Below are 19,134 nucleotides of genomic sequence, written 5' to 3' on the forward strand. Positions count from 1 at the left end.
GAGCGCTCACAGCAGCCCCCGCCGCCGGGTGAGAGCAAGGTTGCGCGCCGGTCACCCGGCGGCACCGGGGCGAAACGCGGCGTCCCTACGGTCGGGGTCACCATTCGATCCCGTCCGGGAGGCGTGATGACAGCCCCGACCACCACCACCGATCCGCGCAAAGGGGGCCGCTGGATCGAGCAGTGGGATCCGGAGGACGAGACCTTCTGGCGGGAGAGGGGAGAACGGATCGCCCGGCGCAATCTGGTCTTCTCCGTACTCTCCGAGCACATCGGGTTCTCCATCTGGACCCTCTGGTCGGTCATGGTCCTCTTCATGGGGCCCGAGTACGGGGTCGACCCGGCCGGCAAGTTCTTCCTGATCGCCACGGCCACCCTGGTCGGCGCGATCGCGCGCGTGCCCTACACTTTCGCCGTCGCCCGCTTCGGCGGCCGGAACTGGACCGTCTTCAGCGCGCTGACGCTGCTCCTGCCGACCGGCGCGGCGTACGCGGTGATGGAGCCGGGGACCTCGTACACCACCTTCCTGGCCGTCGCGGCCCTCACCGGCGTCGGCGGCGGCAACTTCGCCTCGTCGATGACGAACATCAACTCCTTCTTCCCGCTGCGCCGGAAAGGCTGGGCGCTCGGGCTCAACGCGGGCGGCGGGAACATCGGCGTGCCGGTCGTGCAGCTGATCGGGCTGCTCGTCATCGGGACCGCCGGGGCCGCGCATCCACGGATCGTGCTCGGCGTGTACATCCCGCTGATCGTGGCCGCCGCCGTGTGCGCGGCGCTGTTCATGGACAACCTGGGGCCGGTGCGCAACGACACCGGCGCCGCCGGGGAGGCCCTGCGCGACCGGCACACCTGGATCATGTCGCTGCTCTACATCGGGACGTTCGGGTCGTTCATCGGATACAGCTTCGCCTTCGGCCTGGTGCTCCAGACCCAGTTCGGCCGCACCCCGCTACAGGCCGCCTCGCTCACCTTCATCGGGCCGCTGCTCGGCTCGCTGGTCCGCCCCGTCGGGGGCAGGCTCGCCGACCGGTACGGCGGCGCCCGCATCACGCTGTGGAACTTCGCGGCGATGGCCCTCGCGACCGGCGTCGTGGTCTTCGCCTCGGTGATCGAGTCGCTGGGCGTCTTCCTCGTCGGCTTCGTGGCGCTGTTCCTGCTCACCGGGGTCGGCAACGGCTCCACGTACAAGATGATCCCGGGCATCTTCCGGGCGAAGGCGCTGGACCGGGGGATGACGGGCGAGGCAGCCGACGCCTACGGCCGCCGGCTGTCCGGGGCGTCGATGGGGCTCATAGGGGCCGTCGGGGCGCTCGGCGGGCTGGCCATCAACCTCGCCTTCCGGCAGTCCTTCCAGACGGCGGGCACCGGGACCTCGGCGTTCGTGGTGTTCCTCTTCTTCTACCTGGGGTGTTTCGGCCTCACCTGGGCGGTATACCTTCGAAGGGCGCACGCCGGCGGGCCCGTGGCGGCGGAGACCGAGCCCGGTCCCAGCTACGCGCGGGTGTGAGCGGGAGGGGCGCGCGCGACGCGGCGTCACCGATGTGACAGCCGACGTAACAAGCGGGAAATGCCGGAGCACTTGGCCTGTCACGCACCCTTGGCAGGCTCGGTCACTTCGGTCGGCGGTGAGGAGAAGTATGGACGGGGACGGTCGGCGCCACGGTCCGCTCGCGGGGTTCACCATCGGGGTCACCGCGGCCCGCCGCGCCGACGAGCTGGGCACGCTGCTCAAGCGGCGCGGCGGCTCCGTCATGCACGCCCCCGCCCTGCGGATCGTGCAGCTCGCCGACGACGCGGAACTGCTCTCCGCCACCAAGGAGCTGATCGCGCGGCCGCCCGACGTGGTCGTCGCGACGACGGCCATCGGCTTCCGGGGCTGGGTGGAGGCCGCCGACGGCTGGGGGTACGGCGAGGAACTCCTCGCCTGCCTGCGCGGCGTCGAACTCCTCGCGCGCGGGCCCAAGGTCAAGGGCTCCATCCGGGCCGCCGGGCTCACCGAGGAGTGGTCGCCCGCCTCCGAATCCATGGCCGAGGTGCTGGAACGGCTCCTCGGACAGGGCGTCGAGGGCCGCCGGATCGGACTGCAACTGCACGGCGAGCCCCTGCCGGGGTTCGTGGAGGCGCTGCGGGCCGGGGGCGCCGATGTCGTCGTCGTACCCGTCTACCGGTGGATGCCGCCGGAGGATCTCGCCCCCGTCGACCGGCTGATCGAGGCGACCGTCGCGCGCGCGGTGGACGCCGTCACCTTCACCAGCGCGCCCGCCGCCGCCTCGCTGCTCTCGCGCGCCGAGGCGCGCGGACAGCTGACGGAGCTGCTCGCCGCCCTGCACCACGACGTGCTCGCCGCCTGCGTCGGACCGGTGACCGCTCTGCCGCTCCAGGCGCGCGGCATCGACACCGTCCAGCCGGAACGCTTCCGGCTCGGGCCGCTGGTGCAGGTGCTCTGCGCGGAGCTGCCGGGACGGGTCCCGACGCTGCCGGTGGCCGGCCACCGCGTCGAGATCCGGGGCCATGCCGTGCTGGTCGACGGCGAGTTGCGGCCGGTGCCGCCTGCCGGCATGGCGCTGCTGCACGCGCTCACCCGGCGGCCCGGCTGGGTGGTCTCCCGGGCCGAGCTGCTGCGCGCGCTGCCGGGCGCCGGGCGCGACGAGCACGCCGTGGAAACGGCGATGGCCCGGCTCAGGACGGCGCTGGGCGCGCCCAAGCTGATCCACACCGTGGTCAAACGCGGCTACCGGCTGGCGCTGGACCCGTCGGCCGACTCCAAGTACGCGGACATCTGAGGGCGCGGCCTGCCCCGAACGCCCAGCGGAACACGGGGGCACGAGGCCATAAGGGCATGAGGGCATGACGGCGCGGGGCAAGGGAGCACGCGGGTACGGGAGTCTCGTGGGTACGGGAGTACGAGGGTACGAGGCCCGCTCACGCACCGGCGCGTGATCCCGTCCGTACGGTACGCGGCCCCCTCGGTACCGTACGGAGATGGCCAACGACTCCTCCATCCTCTTCCGGCCCGCCACCCTGGACGACGCCGAGGCGCTCACCGAGGCCCTCCTCCGCAACCGCGAACACCTGCGGCCCTGGGAGCCGGCCCGCCCCGCCGACTTCTTCACCGCGCGCGACCAGGCCAACCGGCTCGCCGATCCGTCCGTACAGCGCTGGCTCCTCACCGAGGGCCCGCGCGTCGTGGGCACGGCGACCCTCACCAACATCGCGCTCGGGTCGTTCCGCAGCGCCAACCTCGGCTACTGGATCGACAGCGACTACACCGGCCGCGGCCTGGCGACCCGCGCCGCCGAGGAGATCTGCCGCGTGGCCCGCGACGACTACGGGCTGCACCGGGTCGAGGCCGGCACCCTCCTCGTCAACACCGCCTCGCAACGGGTGCTGAGCAAATGCGGCTTCGAGCTGATCGGCACCGCGCCGAGCTATCTCCACATCGCCGGGCAGTGGCGCGACCACCGGCTCTACCAGCGCATCCTCCACGACGGCCCGCCCAACGCCGCCGCCTGACGTCCACGACATCCGTTTCCGGCCCCGGCGGCGGGGTTTCGGCCCCGGCTCCGGCGAGGCACCCTGGAACGGGAGGGCGGCGCGGCGCGGCCGGCCCCACCGGTCGATCCCGAGGCGGTGAACGGCACATGGCGGCGGGCAGGGCTGTGGGCAGGACGGCGGGTACGGTCCCCCACGAGTGGCGATTCGACTCGGGCCGGATCTGCCTTGACCTGGTGGCCACCGGTGAACCACCCTTCAGGGAATGCGGACGACTTGATTCCGTCGTACCGCTCGGACGGTGGCTGATTGCCGCCGGTCTGCTGCCGGAGCAGACGCCGCTCGCGGCGATCGACGCCGACTGGGTGCGGTCCTTCGCCGAACTCCGTTCACAGCTGGGTCAATTGGTGCGCGCGGAGATCGAAGGGCGGCCGTCGGAGGCCGCGTTGGAGTGCGTCAACGCCCTCGCCTCGGGCGCGCCGCCGGGCATCAGAGCCGTACGGGACGAGCGTGGTTCCCTCGTACGGGAGTTGAGCGCCGCGCCGCGGTGCGGGGCGCTGCTGGCGGCCGTGGCCAGGGATGCGGTGGAGCTGCTCACCGATCCGGCGGCGCGGTCCAGGCTGCGCCAGTGCGAGGGCGGCAGCTGCCGGCGGGTCTATCTGGACACCTCCAGAGGAGGGCGCCGCCGTTGGTGCTCCAGCGAGGTGTGCGGCAACCGCGAGCGCGTCGCCCGGCACCGGCGGCGGGCGGCCGTACGGCCCGCCTCGCCCGCCTGAAGGCGCCCGAAGCCCTCCCGGACCGTTCCCGAACCGCCATGAAACGGACTCCGGTCGAGTCTCCGTCAGGTTGGCGAACCGCGTCGAACCGCGTTCCACACCTCAATTTCGCAAGGTTCTTGCGCGATTTCAAGCCAACTCTGCGCGCTTCCTGCTCGGGTTCCCGACACGTTCTCCATGAGTCCTGCACGAATCCTCCGTGGGTCCCGGATCGACGCGAATCCGCACATGCCGCCGCTCGGCCGCCTTTAAAGATCTTGAAAGATTTTCTCCGGCCGTTGAGTACGGGCACCTCGGCTTCCGTAGTGATGAGGGAGAAGCAGCCAAGAAGGTCTCGACCGGGAGGTTTAGGTGCGCAAGGATGCGGCCGTGGCCGATGACCGCCCTCACCGGGCCCGACACCGGAGCGCGACACCGCGCACCAATACTCCCGCTCCCGATGAGGAGTTGATGCGAGCGCTGTACCGCGAACATGCCGGACCGCTGCTCGCCTACGTCATGCGTCTTGTCGCGGGCGACCGCCAGCGGGCCGAGGATGTCGTACAGGAAACGCTCATCCGTGCCTGGAAGAACGCCGGCCAGCTCAATAGGGCGACCGGCTCTGTCCGACCCTGGCTGGTGACGGTCGCTCGGCGCATCGTCATCGACGGACACCGCAGCCGGCAGGCCCGGCCGCAGGAAGTCGATCCGTCGCCGCTGGAGGTCATGCCCGCGGAGGACGAGATCGACAAGGCGTTGTGGCTGATGACGCTCTCGGATGCGCTGGAGGATTTGACCCCTGCCCACCGGGAAGTACTCGTGGAGACGTACTTCAAGGGGCGTACGGTCAATGAGGCTGCCGAGACCCTCGGCATACCCAGCGGGACCGTGCGTTCCCGAGTGTTCTACGCACTTCGTTCCATGAAGCTCGCATTGGAGGAGAGGGGGGTCTCGGCATGACCACGCACGAGCAGTACGGACTGGGCGACGAAAGTACTGTGCATGAAGCCGTCGGAGCGTATGTTCTCGGCATTCTGGAGGATGCCGAGGCGACGGCGTTCGAGGCGCATCTGGCCGGCTGCCGGATCTGCGCCGTCCATCTGGAGGAGTTCTCCGGCATGGAACCGATGCTCGCCATGCTCGCGGACACGCCCGATCCGCTCTCCGTACCGGGCCCGCTGCCGGGTTCGCTCGGCGCACCACCCGCCAAACCCGTCGTCGTACCGCTGGCACAGCTGCCGACGCCGTCCGTATCCGTACAGCCCAGCCCACAGCTGCTCGGCAGGCTGGTCGACGAGGTCGCGGTCAAGCGCGCCAAGCGCAAGCGCCGCGGGCTGTATCTCGTGGCCGCGGCGGCGGTGCTGATCATCGGCGGCCCGGTGGGAGCCGTCGTGGCCACCTCCGGCGACTCGTCGCCCGGCAGCAACCAGGCGGCGCCCAGCAACCCCGCCGACGACTTCAAGAAGATCGCGGGCAAGGTCGGCGCCACGGACCCCACCACCAAGGTCAGCGCCAGCGTCGCCACCGAGCCCAAGCTGTGGGGCACCCGCACCTCCCTGGAGCTGAAGAACGTCAAGGGCCCCCTCAAGTGCAGCCTGATCGTCGTCTCCAAGACCGGCGAGGAGGAGGTCGTCACGTCCTGGTCGGTGCCCGAATGGGGGTACGGAATCCCCGACAGCCCCAATGAGGCGGGCAAGAAGCCGCTCTACGTGGAGGGCGGTACGGCCATGGACAAGAAGGACATCGACCACTTCGAGGTCCGGACGTTCGAAGGCGACAAGTTGGTGGAGATCCCTGCCTGACATCCCCGCCCCCTTCGCGTACGGTTGACGGCTGCCCAACGCACGTCATGAAGGGGGCCTCGGTGGCCGCGCAGGATGCCGCTGTTCAATCAGCTGGACCCGCCGTCGATCCCGTACGCGACACGGGGCACGACTCCGTACGCGACCGTGAGATCGGTGTCGAACAGCACCATCTGGACCAGGTGTACCGCCGCCTCGAGGAGAAGATCCACGAGGCGGAGTTCCTCATGAACGACGCCGCCAAACGGGGACAGGTCGGCACCCCGGGAGCCCTCGCGGAGCGGGATGCGCAGGTCTTCCGGGCCGGCATCCATCTCAACCGGCTCAACAACGAGTTCGAGGACTTCCTCTTCGGCCGGATCGACCTGCTGCGGGGCAAGGACGGCAAGAAGGGCCCGGACGGCGCCTACACCTCGGTCGAACCGGCCGACGACGCCATCCGGGCCGACCGCACCGCCGAGATCGCCGAGACGCTGCACATCGGCCGGATCGGAGTCCTCGACTCCGACTACTCGCCGCTGGTCATCGACTGGCGCGCGCCCGCCGCCGCACCGTTCTACCGCTCCACCCCGGTGGACCCGGGACGCGTGGTGCGGCGCCGGGTCATCCGCTCCAAGGGCCGCCAGGTCCTCGGGGTCGAGGACGACCTGATGCGCCCCGAGCTGACCGCGTCGCTGGACGGCGGGCCGCTCGCCGTCATCGGCGACGGCGCCCTGATGGCCGCGCTCGGCCAGGCCCGCAGCCACACCATGCGGGACATCGTCTCCTCCATCCAGGCCGAACAGGACCTGGTGATCAGGGCCCCCGCCGCCTCTGTCACCGAGGTCGCCGGCGGCCCCGGCACGGGCAAGACGGCGGTCGCGCTGCACCGCGCCGCCTATCTCCTCTACCAGGACCGGCGGCGGTACGCGGGCGGCATCCTGATCGTCTCCCCGACGCCGCTGCTCGTCGCGTACACCGAGGGCGTGCTGCCCTCGCTGGGCGAGGAGGGGCAGGTGGCGATCCGCGCGGTCGGGTCGCTGGTGGACGGCGCCGAGGCCACCGCGTACGACGAGCCCGCGGTGGCCCGCGTCAAGGGCTCGGCGCGGATGGTCAAGGTGCTGCGCCACGCGGCGCGAGGCGCCCTGGAAGGGGCCACCGGCGCCACCGCCGGCCGCCGGAGCCGGGGCCGGGGCGGACAGCGCGGCTTCGGCTCCGGCGGCGGACCGGGCGGCGCTGGGCAGCTCGCCTTCGGCGAGACCGAGGCCGAGAACGAGACCGGGAGCAAGGCCGAGAACGCGGGCGGCGGTACGGGTGCCGGCGGCACCGCGGCCGTACGGACCGACCGGCTCCGGGTCGTCGCCTTCGGCCGCAGGCTGGAGCTGGAGGCCGAGGAGCTGGACCGTATCCGGCAGTCCGTGCTCAGCGGTACCGCCCCGGTCAACCTGCTCAGACCCCGGGCGAGACGGCTGCTGCTCGATGCCCTGTGGGCGAAGTCCGGCGCCGCGTCACGGGCCGGGGAGTACCTCTCCAAGGGAGACGCGGAGCTGGCCGCCGAGCTGCGCGGCGGCTTCGACGACGACATCACGTCCGAGGACGCCTTCATCGAGTTCCTGGACGCCTGGTGGCCCGAGCTGACCCCGCGCGGGGTGCTCGCCGCGATGGCCGACGAACGGCGGCTGGGCCGCTGGTCGCGCCGGGTGCTCAACCAGGGCGAGAGCCGGCGGCTGGCCCGCTCGCTGCGGCGGCTGGGCCCGGACGGCAAGGGTGCGCTGTCCGTGCACGACGTGGCGCTCCTGGACGAGCTGGAGACGCTCCTGGGCGCGCCGCCGCGCCCGCGCAAGCGGCGCGACCTCGACCCGCTGGACCAGCTCACCGGTCTGGAGGAGCTGATGCCGCAGCGCGAGGAGTCGCAGCGCGAGCGGGCCGAGCGGCTGGCGGCGGAGCGTACGGAGTACGCGCACGTCATCGTGGACGAGGCGCAGGACCTGACCCCGATGCAGTGGCGGATGGTCGGCCGCCGCGGCCGGCAGGCCACCTGGACGGTGGTCGGCGACGCCGCGCAGTCCTCGTGGTCCGACCCGGACGAGGCGGCCGAGGCCCGTGACGAGGCGCTGGGTGCCCGCCCGCGCCGCCGCTTCACCCTGACGGTGAACTACCGCAACCCGGCCGAGATCGCCGAGCTGGCGGCGAAGGTGCTGGCGCTGGCCATGCCCGGCATGGACTCCCCGCGAGCGGTGCGCTCCACCGGCGTACGTCCGCGCTTCAGCGTCGTACGCGACGGTGACCTGGCCGAGACCGTACGGGAGGAGGCGCGGCGGCTGCTGGAGCGCGTGGACGGCACCGTGGGCGTCGTCGTCGCCATGCACCGGCGCGAACAGGCGGCGCGCTGGCTGGCCGGGCTCGGCGAACGGGTGGTCGCGCTGGGCAGCCTTGAGGCCAAGGGTCTGGAGTACGACGCGACGGTCGTGGTCTCCCCGGCGGACATCGCTGACGAGTCCCCGGCGGGCCTGCGGGTGCTGTACGTGGCGCTCACCAGGGCGACGCAGCAGCTCACGGTGGTCTCGGCGGCCCGGGACGAGCCGGACGCGGACGGGGTCCCGGATCTGCTCCGGGACTGAGGAGGGGGCCGCGACGGGCCCCTGGCGGCCCGGCGGGCGTCCGCCCGAGCGACCTTGCCCGGACAGGTGTTCGGGACGGGCGCGATTGACTCCGGGTCAACTCGCGTGGAGGGAATCACTTACCGGGGTGGTTTGTTAGCCTGGGGGTGGCACCGACTCGATCCAAGCCCCCGGGCCCAACCTTCGTCGCTTCGAGCGACCACTTGCCGCGAGGCGAGCATGGCGGGTCGGTGCCACCTTCACGTCAGCGTCACCGACGCACCGAGCAGGCCCCCGCCCATGTGGCGGGGGCCTGTTTCCGTCTCGCATCATGGACGCGACGGGTTCCGTAGATAAAGGTCTTTACCTGTTACCCGTCGGTAGGTGCGACCATCTGAAGGTCTCTCCGGTCTTCTGGGCCGGACGGGGCGGCAATGAGGCTAGGGAAAGAAGAGGAACACGGTCATGGCAACGGCGCCCAGCGTCTCGTACTCGATGACGGTCCGGCTGGAGGTGCCCGCGAGCGGTACCGCGGTCTCCCAGCTGACCACGGCCGTGGAATCCTCCGGCGGCTCGGTGACCGGTCTGGACGTGACCGCCTCCGGCCACGAGAAGCTGCGGATCGATGTCACCATCGCCGCCAGCTCCACGGGGCACGCGGACGAGATCGTGGAACAACTGCGGGGGATCGAGGGCGTGACCCTCGGCAAGGTCTCCGACCGTACGTTCCTGATGCACCTCGGCGGCAAGATCGAGATGCAGTCCAAGCACCCCATCCGCAACCGTGACGATCTCTCCATGATCTACACGCCCGGTGTGGCGCGGGTCTGCATGGCGATCGCGGAGAACCCCGAGGACGCCCGCAGGCTGACCATCAAGCGCAACTCGGTGGCGGTCGTCACCGACGGCTCCGCGGTGCTCGGCCTGGGCAACATCGGCCCCAAGGCCGCGCTGCCCGTGATGGAGGGCAAGGCGGCCCTCTTCAAGCGGTTCGCCGGCATCGACGCCTGGCCGCTCTGCCTGGACACGCAGAACTCCGACGAGATCGTCGCGATCGTCAAGGCCATCGCGCCCGGCTTCGCGGGGATCAACCTGGAGGACATCTCCGCGCCGCGCTGCTTCGAGATCGAGGCCCGGCTGCGTGAGGCGCTGGACATCCCGGTCTTCCACGACGACCAGCACGGTACCGCGATCGTCGTCCTCGCCGCGCTGACCAACGCGCTGCGCGTGGTCGGCAAGGGCATCGGGGACGTACGGGTGGTCATGTCGGGCGCGGGCGCGGCCGGTACGGCGATCCTCAAGCTCCTGATCGCGGCGGGCGTCAAGCACGCGGTGGTCGCCGACATCCACGGCGTGGTGCACGCGGACCGCGAGGACCTGGTGGACGCCGCGCCGGACTCGCCGCTGCGCTGGATCGCCGACAACACCAACCCCGAGGGCGTCACGGGCACGCTCAAGGAGGCCGTGCGCGGCGCCGACGTGTTCATCGGCGTCTCGGCCCCCAACGTACTGGACGGCGACGACGTGGCGGCCATGGCGGAGGGCGCCATCGTGTTCGCGCTCGCCAACCCCGACCCCGAGGTCGACCCGACGATCGCGCGCGAGACGGCCGCCGTGGTGGCCACGGGCCGCTCCGACTTCCCCAACCAGATCAACAACGTGCTGGTCTTCCCCGGTGTCTTCCGCGGCCTGCTGGACGCCCAGTCCCGTACGGTCAACACGGAGATGATGCTGGCCGCCGCCTCCGCCCTCGCTGACGTGGTCGGCGAGGACGAGCTGAACGCGAACTACATCGTGCCCTCGGTCTTCAACGACAAGGTCGCCGGCGCGGTGGCGGGGGCGGTCAACGAGGCCGCCAGGGCGGACGGCGAAGCGCTCGCCTGACGGCCGGCGTGCCGCACCGGCCGGCCGGTGCGTCCCGTCCACCCGGATGGGCGCACCGCGGCGGTGAAGTGCGTGATCACGGTCACGCTACCCAGGACTGCGGTACATCTCACGTCCGCCCGGTGCTCGGCGCGTCGCGATTCGCCGGGCCCCGCGGGCCCCTCTAGGCTCTGTCTGACAAAGAGCGCCGTCCGCCCCCTCGGGCGGGGCCCCTAGGCTCCAAGGAGTCTCCACAGAGTCGACGGAACGTCACGACGACGAGGCAGAGGTGCTTTTCGTCTGACTCCGGAGGGTGCCGGATTGGCTTTCCCGCCGCTGGTGGGGGCAGGATGCGTATTCGGGCGCGAGGGTCTGTCAGCAGACCCGGGTCCGGGGACTGTCCGAGGGCCCTGGCAGCATCGGCTTCGATCTCACGCCTTACAGGCAAGAAGAACACGGGAGTAACAACATGAACCGCAGTGAGCTGGTGGCCGCCCTGGCCGACCGCGCCGAGGTGACCCGCAAGGACGCCGACGCTGTGCTGGCCGCTCTCGCCGAGACGGTCGGTGAGGTCGTCGCCAAGGGCGATGAGAAGGTCACCATCCCCGGCTTCCTGACCTTCGAGCGCACCCACCGTGCCGCTCGCACCGCTCGTAACCCGCAGACCGGCGACCCGATCCAGATCCCGGCCGGCTACAGCGTGAAGGTCTCCGCGGGCTCCAAGCTCAAGGAAGCCGCCAAGGGCAAGTAACAACCCATGGCCGAACAGAGCCGGTAAACGGCGCTGGGCCACGCACAGGGGCGGCCGTCCGATCCGGACGGCCGCCCCTGCTGTGTGAGGCCGTCAGAAGGCCGCTCAGCAGCGCGGACGCCGGTGGCCCCGCTCCTCGTGAGGAGCGGGGCCACCGGCGTTGCTACGGCGAACAGGCGAACAGGTGAACGCGAACGGGCGGTCGGGCCGTCGGCCCCCCGGTCAGACGACCGAGCCGCCGGGCAGTTCCACCTTGGCGCCCAGCTCCACCAGCTTGTCGAGGAAGTTCTCGTAACCGCGGTTGATCAGATCGATGCCGTGCACCCGCGAGGTGCCCTGGGCGGCCAGCGCCGCGATCAGGTACGAGAAGCCGCCGCGCAGGTCGGGGATGACCAGATCCGCGCCCTGGAGCTTGGTGGGGCCCGACACCACGGCGGAGTGCAGGAAGTTGCGCTGCCCGAAGCGGCAGTCGGACCCGCCCAGGCACTCCCGGTAGAGCTGGATGTGCGCGCCCATCTGGTTGAGCGCCGAGGTGAAGCCGAGCCGCGACTCGTACACCGTCTCGTGGACGATGGACAGTCCCGACGCCTGCGTCAGGGCCACCACCAGCGGTTGCTGCCAGTCGGTCTGAAAACCGGGGTGGACGTCGGTCTCCAGCGCGATCGCGTTGAGCGAGCCGCCCGGGTGCCAGAAGCGGATGCCCTCGTCGTCGATCTCGAAGGCGCCGCCCACCTTGCGGTAGGTGTTCAGGAACGTCATCATCGACCGCTGCTGCGCGCCCCGGACATAGATGTTGCCCTCGGTGGCCAGCGCCGCCGAAGCCCACGAGGCGGCCTCCAGACGGTCCGGCAGCGCCCGGTGGGTATAGCCCTCCAGCCGGTCGACCCCGGTGATCCGGATCGTCCGGTCGGTGTCCATCGAGATCATCGCGCCCATCTTCTGGAGCACGCAGATCAGATCCTCGATCTCCGGCTCCACGGCGGCGTTCGACAGCTCGGTGACGCCCTCGGCCAGCACGGCCGTCAGCAGCACCTGCTCGGTCGAGCCCACCGACGGGTACGGCAGCCGGATCTTGGTGCCGCGCAGCCGCTGCGGGGCCTCCAGGTACTGGCCGTCCGCCCGCTTCTCGATCGTCGCGCCGAACTGGCGCAGCACGTCGAAGTGGAAGTCGATCGGCCTGCCGCCGATGTCGCAGCCGCCCAGACCGGGGATGAACGCGTGGCCGAGCCGGTGCAGCAGCGGTCCGCAGAAGAGGATCGGGATGCGCGACGAGCCGGCGTGGGCGTCGATGTCGGCGACGTTGGCGCTCTCGACATGGGTCGGGTCGAGGATCAGCTCGCCCGGTTCGTCACCGGGGCGCACGGTCACGCCGTGCAGCTGGAGCAGTCCCCGTACGACGCGGACGTCCCGGATGTCGGGAACGTTGCGCAGTCGGCTGGGGCCGCTGCCGAGCAGCGCCGCGACCATGGCCTTCGGAACCAGGTTCTTCGCGCCTCGGACGCGGATCTCGCCCTCCAGCGGGGTTCCACCGTGGACAAGCATTACATCGTCTGTGGCGGTCATGAATCTCGCGTTCCGGAGTGGGCGGGCAGGGGGTCAAGGAAAAGGGTAAGGGGCGAGTGCCCCTGTCCCGTAAGGCCCGGGGCGGGTGGGACACGTAATGGACATGTAACGGTAGAGCGGCGCCACGCAATGTGGGGGCACCCTCGCGGAGGGTCACCGGACGAGTTTCGCTCGGTCGTGCGCTCCCTTCACCACCCCGCGCTCTGAGCTGGGTTCACGCCCACTCCTTCGGGCGTGCCCCACGGAGGCCGAAGATGCGGGATCATGTGTCGCATGACCGAGGTGTCCTCGCTCACAGGGCGGTTGCTTGTCGCGACACCCGCCCTGGCGGATCCGAATTTCGACCGCGCGGTGGTCCTCCTGCTCGATCACGACAAGGAGGGTTCCCTCGGCGTGGTCCTCAACAGGCCCACCCCGGTGGGTGTCGGGGACATCCTGGAGCCCTGGGGAGAGCTGGCGGGGGAGCCGGGAGTGGTCTTCCAGGGCGGCCCCGTCTCGCTGGACTCGGCGCTCGCCCTCGGCGTCATCCCCGGCTCCGAGGGGCCGTTGGGCTGGCGCCGGGTGTACGGGGCGATCGGGCTCGTCGACCTGGACGCCCCGCCCGAACTGCTGGCGCGGGCGCTCGGCTCGCTGCGGGTCTTCGCCGGATACGCGGGGTGGGGTCCCGGCCAGCTGGAGAACGAACTGCGCGAAGGCGCCTGGTATGTCGTGGACTCGGAGCCGGGCGACGTGTCGTCGCCGCGGCCCGAGGGGCTGTGGCGGGCGGTGCTGCGCAGGCAGCGGGGTGAGCTGGCCATGGTCGCGACATATCCGGACGATCCCTCCCTGAACTGAGGGATTGGCCTGATTGTGCCGCCCGCGCCCCGGCGTGTCGGCGCGATGCGTGAGCACTCGGCTCCGGAGTGCATGGACCCGGGCCGCCATGAACGGTCCGGCGTGGGTACCCTTGGCTTTCATGAGCACTCTTGAGCCCGATCGCGGGGCAGGCACGGGCACCCTCGTGGAGCCGACACCACAGGTGTCGCGTGGCGACGGCGACCACGAGCGCTTCGCCCACTATGTCCAGAAGGACAAGATCATGGCGAGTGCCCTGGAGGGCACTCCCGTGGTGGCACTGTGCGGGAAGGTCTGGGTGCCGGGGCGCGACCCCAAGAAGTATCCGGTCTGTCCCATGTGCAAGGAGATCTACGAGTCCATGGGTCCCGGTGGGGACAAGGACAAGGGCAAGGGCGGCAAGGACGGCGGCAAGAAGTAGCCGGCCGCACCTCCGTCACGGGACGGCCCCCGGAACGCGCGAGCGCGGCGCGTTCCGGGGGCCGTTCGCGTTTGCTGGTCACGAATTGGTCGAGACCACTTGTGGGCGTGTTCCGGCCGTGCGTAATCTCCTGCCAGTTGTGCAGCACGAAACGCTCGTTGCGTACGTTGCAACGCCGACTCGTAGGGATCCCCGATGAAGTTCTCTGCCCGCCTGGCCGCCCCCCTCGCGGCACTCGTGCTCGCCGGCCTCACCGCCACCGGCTGCGCCCCGGGGACCTCCGACACCGGCGCGACCAAGGACGAGAAGAGCGGCACCCTGCGTGTGTGGCTCTTCCAGGAGGTCGGCAACAAGCCCAAGGAACGCGTGGTCGACGCCGCCGTGGCCGCCTTCCGGGAGAAGCACGCGGGCGCGAAGGTCGAGATCGAGTACATACCCGTCGAGACCCGCGCCCAGCGCGTCAAGGCCGCCTTCAACGACCCCAAGAGCGCGCCGGACCTCATCGAGTACGGCAACACCGACACCGCCGGATACGTGAAGGACGGCGGACTCGCCGACGTCACGGCGGAGTTCGACGCCTGGGACGAGGCCAAGGACACCGATCCGACGGCCAAGGAGTCCGTGACGGTGGGCGGCGGGATCTACGGCGCGCCGCTGTTCGTCGGCGTACGCGCGCTCTACTACCGCACCGACGTCCTCAAGGAACTCGGACTGTCCGTCCCCACCTCGCAGGCCGCGCTGATCTCCACGGCCAAGAAGATCCACCGGGCGAAGCCGGGGCTGTACGGGCTCGCGGTGGGCGGCGCCTACACCTACGGCGCGATGCCCTTCCTCTGGGCCAACGGCGGCGAACTCGCCGAGAAGAGCGGCGGCACGTTCAAGGCCGCCGTCAACAGCCCGGCCGCCCGCAAGGGCATCGAGGCGTACACCTCGCTCTTCGGCGACGACAACTGTCCGGCCGCCAAATGCGCCTCCATGGGAGGCAACGCGACCGTCACGGCCTTCGCGTCCGGCAAGGCCGCCATGGCCATCGGAGGCGATTTCAGCCACGCCGCGGTCGAGGCGGGCGCGGTGAAGGGCAAGTACGCCGTCGTCCCGCTGCCCGGCGTCGAGGCGGGCTCCATCGCCCCCGCCTTCGCGGGCGGCAACAACATCGGCGTACTCAAGAGCAGTTCGCACCGCACCCTCGCGGTGGAGCTGATGAAGTCCCTCACCGGCAAGAAGACCCAGGCCGAACTCTTCGACGCCATGGGATTCCTGCCCACGTACACCGACGTGCTCGCGGCCTCGGCCAAGAAGCAGCCGTTCGTCGAGCCCTTCGTGAAGACCCTCGGCGCGGGCGCCAAGTTCGTCCCCGCGTCGGCCGGCTGGGCGCAGATCGACTCCTCGCTGGTGCTGCCGACGATGTTCCAGGAGGTGGTCAGCGGCCGTAAGAGCGTCGCCGCCGCCTCGGACGACGCCGCCGGGAAGATGGACGCGGCCTTCTCCTCGGCCGGCTGACCGCCATGGCGAACGACACGGTGGCGGACGGCGCCCTCCGTACGCGCACGCCCGTGCGCACGCCCGCGCGCGGGCACCGGCCCCGGCGCGCTGGAGCGGGCGGCTGGACGCCCTGGCTCTACCTCGCGCCCGCCCTCGTCGTCCTCGGCGGGCTGCTCGTCTACCCGATCTACCAACTGGGCCTGATCTCCTTCCTGGAGTACACCCAGGCCCAGGTCAGCGGCGGGCAGCCCACCACCTTCAAGGGCTTCGGCAACTACGCCACCCTCTTCCGGGACGGCGAGTTCTGGCAGGTGCTGCTCGCGACCGTGCTGTTCGCCGCCGCGTGCGTCGTCACCACCCTCGCGACCGGCTGCGCCCTCGCCGTCCTGCTGACCCGGGTACGGGCGCTGCCGCGCCTCGCGCTGATGCTCGCCGCGCTCGGCGCCTGGGCCACCCCGGCGATCACCGGCTCCACGGTCTGGGTCTTCCTCTTCGACCCCGACCACGGCCCCGTCAACCGGCTGCTGGGTCTCGGCGACTTCTCCTGGACGTACGGCCGCTACAGCGCCTTCACGCTGGTCCTGCTCGAAGTGGTCTGGTGCTCGTTCCCGTTCGTGATGGTGACCGTGTACGCGGGCATCAGGGCGATCCCCTCCGAGGTGCTGGAGGCCGCCTCGCTCGACGGCGCCTCGCAGTGGCGGACCTGGCGCTCGGTCACCGCGCCGATGCTGCGGCCGATCCTGGCCGTCGTCACCATTCAGTCGGTCATCTGGGACTTCAAGGTCTTCACCCAGATCTATGTGATGACCAACGGAGGCGGAATCGCCGGACAGAATCTCGTGCTGAATGTCTACGCCTACCAGAAGGCGTTCGCGTCCTCGCAGTACAGCCTCGGCTCGGCGATCGGCGTGGTCATGCTGCTGATTCTGCTGGCGGTCACGCTCGTATACCTCCGTATCGTCCGACGCCGGGGAGAAGAACTGTGAATCCGCCCGCACCGGGCCTGGGCATCCGCCGTCCCTGGCGGCTGCTGGCCGAGGCGTCCGCCCTCGTCATCGCGGTGATCGTGGCCTTCCCGCTGTACTGGATGGTGCTGTCCGCGGTGAAACCGCAGGGCGAGATCCAGTCCACCTCGCCACGGCCCTGGACGCTCTCGCCGTCCCTGGACTCGTTCCGCCGCGTCTTCGAACAGCAGGAATTCGGGCGCTACTTCCTCAACAGCCTGCTGGTCGCCGGTACGGTCGTGATCGCGTCCGCGCTCATCGCCTTTCTCGCGGCGACCGCGGTGACCCGCTTCCGTTTCCGGTTCAGGACCACCCTGCTGATCATGTTCCTGGTCGCGCAGATGGTGCCGGTCGAGGCGCTGACGATTCCGCTGTTCTTCCTGATGCGGGACGCCGGGCTGCTCAATACGCTCGGCTCGCTGATCCTGCCGCATCTGGCCTTCTCGCTGCCCTTCGCCGTGTGGATGCTGCGGGGATTCGTCAAGGCGGTCCCCGAGGCGCTGGAGGAGGCCGCGTACATCGACGGCGCGAGCCGCACCCGCTTCCTGTGGCAGATCCTCTTTCCGCTGGTCTTCCCGGGGCTGGTCGCGACGAGCGTCTTCTCGTTCATCTCGACCTGGAACGACTTCCTCTTCGCCAAGTCCTTCATCATCAGCGACACCTCCCAGTCGACCCTGCCCATGGCGCTGCTGGTCTTCTTCAAGCCGGACGAGAACGACTGGGGCGGCATCATGGCCGCCTCGACCGTGATGACCGTGCCGGTGCTGGTCTTCTTCGTACTCGTACAGCGACGCCTGGTCTCCGGACTCGGCGGCGCCGTAAAGGACTAGAACAGTGCTCTCGCGGCACTCGAACTCGCCCCAAGGAAGGACGACATGGACCTGATTCCCGAGCCCCTGCGCAGCTGGCCGGCACCGCGCGGCGGTGGCGGCGGAGCGGCGTTTCCCCTCGACGGCGAGACCACCGTCGAGGCGGGCGCCGGTACGGAGGGGGTCGCGCGCTGGCTGCGTGCGTACGTGGGCGCGGCGACCGGGCTGCCGTTTCCGGACGCGGCGGTCTCCGAGGCCGCCGACAACCGGATCGTCCTGGAGATCGACCCGGCCGCCGGGCGCGAACTGGGGCCCGAGGGCTACCGGATCACCGTGGACGACGCCGAGGTCCGGATCGCGGGCGGCGGCGCCGCCGGCGTCTTCTGGGGCGCGCAGACGCTGCGTCAGCTGCTCGGCCCCGACGCGTACCGCGCGGCGCCCGTCGGCGCCGGGCGGGAGTGGTCCGTACCGGCCGGGGTCATCGAGGACGCGCCCCGGTTCGCCTGGCGGGGGCTGATGCTCGACGTGTGCCGGCACTTCACGCCCAAGGACGGCGTCCTGCGCCATCTGGACCTGCTGGCCGCCCACAAGCTGAACGTCTTCCACTTCCATCTCACCGATGACCAGGGCTGGCGGATCGAGATCGAGAGCCACCCGAAGCTGACCGAAACCGGTGCGTGGCGTGCCCGTACGCGCTGGGGTCACCGTGCCTCGGAGCTGTGGGAGGAGAAACCGCACGGCGGTTACTACACCAAGGACGACCTCCGCGAGATCGTCGCGTACGCCGCCGAGCGGCACATCACCATCGTCCCCGAGATCGAGATCCCGGGGCACTCGCAGGCCGCCATCGCCGCGTATCCGGAACTCGGGAACACCGACGCGGTCGACACGGCCGCCCTGACCGTCTGGGACAGCTGGGGCGTCAGCCCCCACGTACTCGCCCCCACCGAGGGCGTCCTGCGCTTCTACGAGGACGTGTTCGAGGAACTCCTCGACGTCTTTCCCGCCGCGACGTCGCCGTTCATCCACGTCGGCGGCGACGAGTGCCCCAAGGACCAGTGGCGGGCGTCCCCGGCCGCCCAGGCGCGGATCAAGGAGCTGGGGCTGGCCGACGAGGACGCGCTCCAGGGGTGGTTCATCCGCCACTTCGACCAGTGGCTCGCCGCGCGCGGCCGGCGCCTCATCGGCTGGGACGAGATCCTGGAGGGCGGAACCCTGGAGGGCGGCGCCGCGGGAGGCGGTCTGTCCCCGGGGGCCGCCGTGTCGTCCTGGCGCGGGTACGCGGGCGGCATCGCCGCCGCCAGGGCGGGCCACGACGTCGTCATGTGCCCCGAGCAGCAGGTGTACCTGGACCACCGTCAGGCACCGGGCGACGACGAACCGATGCCCATCGGCTACGTGCGCACCCTGGAGGACGTCTACCGTTTCGAGCCCGTTCCCCCGCAGCTCACCGCGGAGGAGGCGGTCCATGTGCTCGGTACCCAGGTCAACGTCTGGACCGAGGTGATGCAGGACCGTTCCCGCGTCGACTACCAGGTCTTCCCCCGGCTCGCGGCCTTCGCCGAGGTCGCCTGGTCGGCCCTCCCGGCCCCCGGTGAGCGTGATTTCGCCGACTTCGAACAGCGGATGGCCGAGCACTACCGGCGGCTGGACGCCCTGGGGGTCGAATACCGGCCGCCCGGCGGCCCGTTGCCCTGGCAGCGACGGCCCGGAGTTCTGGGGCGCCCCCTGGACGGGCCGCCGCCCGTCATGTGACCCGAGGTGCCCCGAGCCTGTGCCC

The 19,134-nt window shown here is 70.7% G+C and carries 16 protein-coding genes; 15 read left to right on the top strand and 1 reads right to left on the bottom strand.

Going from position 1 to position 19,134, the window contains the following annotated elements:
• Positions 1-126: 126 nt before the first annotated feature.
• The 9 genes from OG627_RS22265 to OG627_RS22305 all read left to right on the top strand — a co-directional run bounded on the left by OG627_RS22265 (position 127) and on the right by OG627_RS22305 (position 11,241).
• The gene (locus OG627_RS22265; protein WP_329067743.1) at positions 127-1,506 is read left to right on the top strand and encodes a nitrate/nitrite transporter; all 1,380 of its coding nucleotides are present in this window, start codon (positions 127-129) and stop codon (positions 1,504-1,506) included.
• 130 nt (positions 1,507-1,636) lie between these two features.
• Entirely contained in the window at positions 1,637-2,782 is a 1,146-nt protein-coding gene (locus OG627_RS22270; protein ID WP_329067745.1) for a uroporphyrinogen-III synthase, read from the top strand.
• Positions 2,783-2,981: 199 nt separating this feature from the next.
• Positions 2,982-3,512, top strand: coding sequence for a GNAT family N-acetyltransferase (locus tag OG627_RS22275; protein WP_329067747.1), 531 nt, complete (start codon positions 2,982-2,984; stop codon positions 3,510-3,512).
• A gap of 128 nt (positions 3,513-3,640) precedes the next feature.
• Positions 3,641-4,267 (top strand): CGNR zinc finger domain-containing protein, encoded by a 627-nt coding sequence (locus OG627_RS22280; RefSeq protein ID WP_329067749.1) that lies wholly within the window; start codon positions 3,641-3,643, stop codon positions 4,265-4,267.
• A gap of 351 nt (positions 4,268-4,618) precedes the next feature.
• Positions 4,619-5,206: a sigma-70 family RNA polymerase sigma factor gene (locus tag OG627_RS22285; protein WP_114624088.1), complete on the top strand. Its 588-nt coding sequence runs from the start codon at positions 4,619-4,621 to the stop codon at positions 5,204-5,206.
• Positions 5,203-6,048, top strand: a complete 846-nt coding sequence (locus OG627_RS22290; RefSeq protein WP_329067753.1) for an anti-sigma factor family protein — start codon at positions 5,203-5,205, stop codon at positions 6,046-6,048. The genes OG627_RS22285 and OG627_RS22290 overlap by 4 nt, the downstream gene beginning before the upstream one ends.
• Positions 6,049-6,110: 62 nt before the next feature.
• Positions 6,111-8,648, top strand: a complete 2,538-nt coding sequence (locus OG627_RS22295) for a HelD family protein (protein WP_443073522.1) — start codon at positions 6,111-6,113, stop codon at positions 8,646-8,648.
• Positions 8,649-9,092: 444 nt separating this feature from the next.
• Positions 9,093-10,511, top strand: a complete 1,419-nt coding sequence (locus OG627_RS22300; RefSeq protein WP_329067758.1) for an NAD-dependent malic enzyme — start codon at positions 9,093-9,095, stop codon at positions 10,509-10,511.
• Positions 10,512-10,959: 448 nt separating this feature from the next.
• Positions 10,960-11,241 (top strand): HU family DNA-binding protein, encoded by a 282-nt coding sequence (locus OG627_RS22305; protein ID WP_004571953.1) that lies wholly within the window; start codon positions 10,960-10,962, stop codon positions 11,239-11,241.
• 222 nt (positions 11,242-11,463) lie between these two features.
• Here the strand turns inward: OG627_RS22305 and murA are convergent, their stop codons facing one another.
• Positions 11,464-12,804 (bottom strand): UDP-N-acetylglucosamine 1-carboxyvinyltransferase, encoded by a 1,341-nt coding sequence (gene murA / locus OG627_RS22310; protein ID WP_329067760.1) that lies wholly within the window; start codon positions 12,802-12,804, stop codon positions 11,464-11,466.
• A gap of 273 nt (positions 12,805-13,077) precedes the next feature.
• On the opposite strand from murA, the gene OG627_RS22315 reads away from it, so the two are divergent.
• The 6 genes from OG627_RS22315 (at position 13,078) to OG627_RS22340 (ending at position 19,109) form a co-directional block, all read left to right on the top strand.
• The gene (locus tag OG627_RS22315) at positions 13,078-13,638 is read left to right on the top strand and encodes a YqgE/AlgH family protein (RefSeq protein ID WP_329067762.1); all 561 of its coding nucleotides are present in this window, start codon (positions 13,078-13,080) and stop codon (positions 13,636-13,638) included.
• A 121-nt stretch (positions 13,639-13,759) separates the two neighbouring features.
• Positions 13,760-14,059: a DUF3039 domain-containing protein gene (locus OG627_RS22320; RefSeq protein WP_114624094.1), complete on the top strand. Its 300-nt coding sequence runs from the start codon at positions 13,760-13,762 to the stop codon at positions 14,057-14,059.
• 195 nt (positions 14,060-14,254) lie between these two features.
• A complete protein-coding gene (locus tag OG627_RS22325) occupies positions 14,255-15,559 on the top strand; it encodes an extracellular solute-binding protein (RefSeq protein ID WP_329067764.1) in 1,305 nt (434 codons plus the stop codon).
• 5 nt (positions 15,560-15,564) lie between these two features.
• A complete protein-coding gene (locus OG627_RS22330; protein WP_329067766.1) occupies positions 15,565-16,527 on the top strand; it encodes a carbohydrate ABC transporter permease in 963 nt (320 codons plus the stop codon).
• The gene (locus tag OG627_RS22335; RefSeq protein ID WP_329067768.1) at positions 16,524-17,375 is read left to right on the top strand and encodes a carbohydrate ABC transporter permease; all 852 of its coding nucleotides are present in this window, start codon (positions 16,524-16,526) and stop codon (positions 17,373-17,375) included. The genes OG627_RS22330 and OG627_RS22335 overlap by 4 nt, the downstream gene beginning before the upstream one ends.
• Before the next feature lie 45 nt (positions 17,376-17,420).
• Positions 17,421-19,109, top strand: coding sequence for a beta-N-acetylhexosaminidase (locus OG627_RS22340; protein WP_329067770.1), 1,689 nt, complete (start codon positions 17,421-17,423; stop codon positions 19,107-19,109).
• Positions 19,110-19,134: the final 25 nt, after the last annotated feature.

It is taken from the genome of Streptomyces sp. NBC_01429, from assembly GCF_036231945.1.
GTDB lineage: Bacteria > Actinomycetota > Actinomycetes > Streptomycetales > Streptomycetaceae > Streptomyces.